3 protein-coding genes are annotated in these 3,797 nt (G+C 59.1%); 2 read left to right on the forward strand and 1 reads right to left on the reverse strand.

Annotated features, from left to right (window positions below):
* Window positions 1–1,243 precede the first annotated feature (1,243 nt).
* Window positions 1,244–1,534, forward strand: coding sequence for a hypothetical protein (locus tag ACGLHR_RS50910; protein WP_400103625.1), 291 nt, complete (start codon window positions 1,244–1,246; stop codon window positions 1,532–1,534).
* A gap of 1,006 nt (window positions 1,535–2,540) precedes the next feature.
* On the opposite strand, the gene ACGLHR_RS50915 is transcribed toward ACGLHR_RS50910, so the two are convergent.
* The gene (locus tag ACGLHR_RS50915; protein WP_400103627.1) at window positions 2,541–2,768 is read right to left on the reverse strand and encodes a DUF2188 domain-containing protein; all 228 of its coding nucleotides are present in this window, start codon (window positions 2,766–2,768) and stop codon (window positions 2,541–2,543) included.
* A 653-nt stretch (window positions 2,769–3,421) separates the two neighbouring features.
* Between ACGLHR_RS50915 and tnpA the strand changes: the two genes are divergently transcribed.
* Window positions 3,422–3,742 carry an IS66 family insertion sequence element accessory protein TnpA gene (tnpA, locus tag ACGLHR_RS50920; RefSeq protein ID WP_400103629.1) on the forward strand — a complete coding sequence of 107 codons (321 nt, stop codon included), beginning with the start codon at window positions 3,422–3,424 and terminating at the stop codon, window positions 3,740–3,742.
* The last annotated feature ends 55 nt before the right edge of the window (window positions 3,743–3,797 follow it).

Here is a 3,797-nt window from a genome sequence, read left to right on the forward strand (position 1 = left end):
GTCCGAGCCCATTCAGTCCATGATTTACGGGCCAAGAGCTCCGATCCAGCGCCTTGCTTTGCGAAAGTAGGGCTAGGGTGCGCTATGGCGTTGAAGTCGACCGCCCACGTCATCGTTGCACAAAACCTGCTTTACCTGATCGAATAGGCCGCCTTTGCGCGTTGCCTCTTCCCTTGCTAGCATGCACAATACTTCATCTCGCGATACGCGTGCCTCTTTCGCCAGAATGAGGGCGTTCATAAAGCCTGGAAGGTTCAGTCCGAGTTTGTACTTGTTCAGAAGTGTCTGAGAGATGTTCATGTCGAGGGCGGCTTTGTTTACAGATCGCCCACCAAGCGCCCTCCCTCGATGGCACCCATACCCGGCATCGACAACTCCGTCAATACTAGATCCGGGCGCAGGGAGATAGCAAGTTGACACGCTTCAGCGCAAGGCAACGCGGTGCCACGCGCATCGAATGGGGACGGCATCGGATTTGGAACGAGCCTGAGCATGGCGACGCGCTCTTCGCTGTCTACCGTGCCGGCCCTCCATCGGTCGAAGCATTGCCACCCCGTGTCGAGAGCAGAGTCCTCCAATCTTCCAGTTCCTCAGCGATAGCCTCGGCCAACTTCACAAGGGTTGTGCTCCCCGCGGAGACGCGGACAAGCTCGCGCCAAGGAGCGCGGGATGGTGCGGTGGTACCGCAGCAGATCGTGATCCGGCCGAAAAAGCCGTCCCAGCAGATGTCCAAACGGTCCCACCAGCGGCGACATTCGCCACAAACAGCAGCGGCATGTCCGGCTTTTAGGCCCGCAAAACGTGTCCCGCCGAGCTACAGCAAGCCCAGCACGATGACGCACGCCCCGAGCAGGTAGTAGCTTAAGCCATGATGGGGTTGGTCGGAGTGGTGGAAGAGTAATTTCATGATGTGAAATTTCGAATCCCGGCCCACCCTCATCTTTCACCTTGGATCGCCGTCTGTCGATCCTCGACCGGGACCCTATCGGGCGCCCCGACGCTGCTGGCCTTTGCGCGCGCCATGCGGCGGGAGTATCGCGCTGCCCCACCATCTGTGCGGAACCGGAAATCGTGAGACAGAATTTTCACGGGTCGCTTGACAACCATGCGGAATTCCACAAAATCACGAGAAGGCTCCTAGCTCGAGCTAGTGTTTCATGTTTGCTAATCGCCGAGCAAATATTGTTCACGTGCCGAAAGCCGCTTCAAAGCAATGTAGAAAATAATCTGGGGAGAAAATGCCATGCGTCTCTTTTCAAGCTTGGTCAATCCGCCAAGCCCGGAAAAAATCGCGGCAAGGGAGCTGCAGAATATGCGCCTTACCCTGTTCCAGGCCGAACGGCGCCTGCTCGATGCGCAGATGCATGTGGACTACTATCGTGACATGGTCGCCTTCCTGGAAGACGTGCAGGCAACCAGCATAGAATGCGTGATTGACAAACGCCGCTGCGCTCCTGCCCCCGCCGAACTCACACAAGCTTCGCGCACCGCGTCTGACCTCTCCACCGTCTCGATGGCTCCGTTCGCCGCCTGAACGGTCGCGCCTGGTGCGATCGACCAGAAACTAGACCCGGCTGACGGCGGAAGGCCGGCAATAGCTCATGAGGCATATTTGGGAAACCGACTGGAATGCCCCCTTGCGGCTTTGCGACAGACGGCTGGCGAGCGCACCGCCGTCTATTTTTTCCGCATCGCCGCCCGTACCTTGATGCACCCATCCCCCTCATCGAACCAAACGCAGTACTGCGCGCGGGGCGGCTCGGGCTCGGCTAACCCGATCTGAAAAGCTCTCGGCAAGCCGCCGTGGGATAGCGCGTGGGCGTCCGGAGGGTGCTCAACCAGACCAGCACGGATCGCAACCTTGCCGCTACGTTTTCGGTACGCGTGGTTAGCTGTCGACTGTCTCAAGCGCGGCATTTGTGCGAGTGGCCATGTCGTGTACCCCTGGTCCGCCGATGATTCGATCAAGGTGTAACTGGCCCCGGTGGCGTCTCGTCAATGGTTCCTATTGTTTCTCGGCTAGGGCTCTGGACCGCTCGGCTTGGTATGACCTCTCCGACAGCGAGCATCCCTGTGGCAGCCATACAACGTTAGGGTCGGGCTTTCCTATATGCCTTTCAGTGCAGTACTGTGGAAGCTCATGGGCATCAGGAAATACCATGCACAACAACAAGATGATCGAGGCAGGGACACGGGTAGGGCGACTAGTAACGCTGGGGCCCCAATACAAGGTGGGTGATGCCTATTTCTGCGACTGCCGATGCGATTGTGGCGCGCTGAAGACTATCCGGGCCAACAACCTGAGGAGTGGCGCAACCAAGTCGTGCGGCTGCCTGCTGAAGGAGCTGAGAGAGGGGGCTATGCGATCAGGCGGCAACCCGGTGCATGCTCGCTGGGCGCAATCCAATAGGCGCGCGTAGGCTGCCAATCTCCTACGTCGCCCCCATCGTCGTAAGGCAAGCGTCGTGCGCTATGCGCGCGACTCAAGATCAAGAATTTCGTTCAGTATCGCCGCGCCGCCGGATGCCCGTGTGCCTTCATCACCCAGTGCAATCCTCGGCCTCGTGGCTGAAGCGGCTTCGTCTTCTGATCCGGCCGTCACGACCGTGAACGACAAGTTCGACCCCGCTCTGCTTCGCCCTCTCTGCGCCAACGGCAATTGCTTCTTCACGCGATGCGTGCTGTGACGGCGCCTCGTCCGCACCTTCTACCGCGACAGCCCATCGGCCCGCCTCCATGCGGACCACGTGGATATTGCGTGGGGACATATTCTTGTTCTCCTGCGTTGGTTACCCTTGTATACGTCAACAAGCAGGAAGCGCCTATCGGATTGCGTCCGACAGTCCTAAGCAAAGATCAATTGTTACTTACGGGAACAGCGAATGTGGTCAGTGCGCGTTGGCCAGGGCAATGAGCCACATTGAGCCTCGATGAGCATGAGTGCGGCCACTTTATGAGGTGTCAGCATCGCTGATCCGCACAACATACGGTAACCGGTGGCCCGCGCCGTCGTCGGGCCACCTCCCTGTTTCGCAGGTGTCGCCTATGCTCTTGGCCACGTGACACTCAACTGCGTGGTGCAGTTCATGGCACTTTGCGATGGGTCTGCTATCGGTCGCCGGTGTGCCGGACGCAGCCACGACAAAGTCACCTTCTATAAGGATGGGGAAGAAATATGGGCGTGCAATGCCCGTGTATGCCGCCGCGCATTTCGACTTTGCACCGGTTCCCCCCCGCTCGCCGACGGACAACTGAGGGTCGGAGGAATTTACTGTGCCGGGTGTGGTGTGTTCGGGGAAATGGCCTCCGATGGCGGTGGGTTGTTCCGTAAGCGATCCACAAAGCCCAGCCTTCCCCGACTGGAAGCGTACCCTCATGCTATCGGTTCCGATATGAACCGGAATCGAACATGGAACAAGGGATGGAATTTTGGTCGGCCCACCTGGAGTCGATAGCGCGTGAGTCGTTACCGATCAGTGCATACGCCAAGCGCGAAGGGCTGGCGCTCCATAGCTTGTACTACTGGCGCCGCAAGTTGAAGACGCAGACGGTATCGGCGGACGCTGCGAAGCCTTCGGGTAGCGCATTCGTGGCGCTACGCGTTGCCGCCCCGGCAGGCAACAACAGTTGCACGCTGGTACTGGGCCCGGGCGTGCGACTGGAGTTGCCGGCGCTGCCCGAACCGGCATGGCTGGCCCCCCCGTGCCAATATGACGTGCATCACCTATCCCTGATAGATTAGTGAGCAACGAGGTAGGTATGACCGTCAACAATTCATCCAAGGCAACGATGGCCGC

Source organism: Cupriavidus sp. CuC1 (genome assembly GCF_044627735.1).
Lineage (GTDB): Bacteria > Pseudomonadota > Gammaproteobacteria > Burkholderiales > Burkholderiaceae > Cupriavidus > Cupriavidus ulmosensis.

What these genes read in the sequence shown, in the direction of transcription:
- ACGLHR_RS50910 (WP_400103625.1), top strand. Translation starts at nt 1,244, where the DNA reads ATGCGTCTCTTTTCAAGCTTGGTCAATCCGCCAAGCCCGGAAAAAATC.
- ACGLHR_RS50915 (WP_400103627.1), bottom strand. Translation starts at nt 2,768, where the DNA reads ATGTCCCCACGCAATATCCACGTGGTCCGCATGGAGGCGGGCCGATGG.
- tnpA (WP_400103629.1), top strand. Translation starts at nt 3,422, where the DNA reads ATGGAATTTTGGTCGGCCCACCTGGAGTCGATAGCGCGTGAGTCGTTA.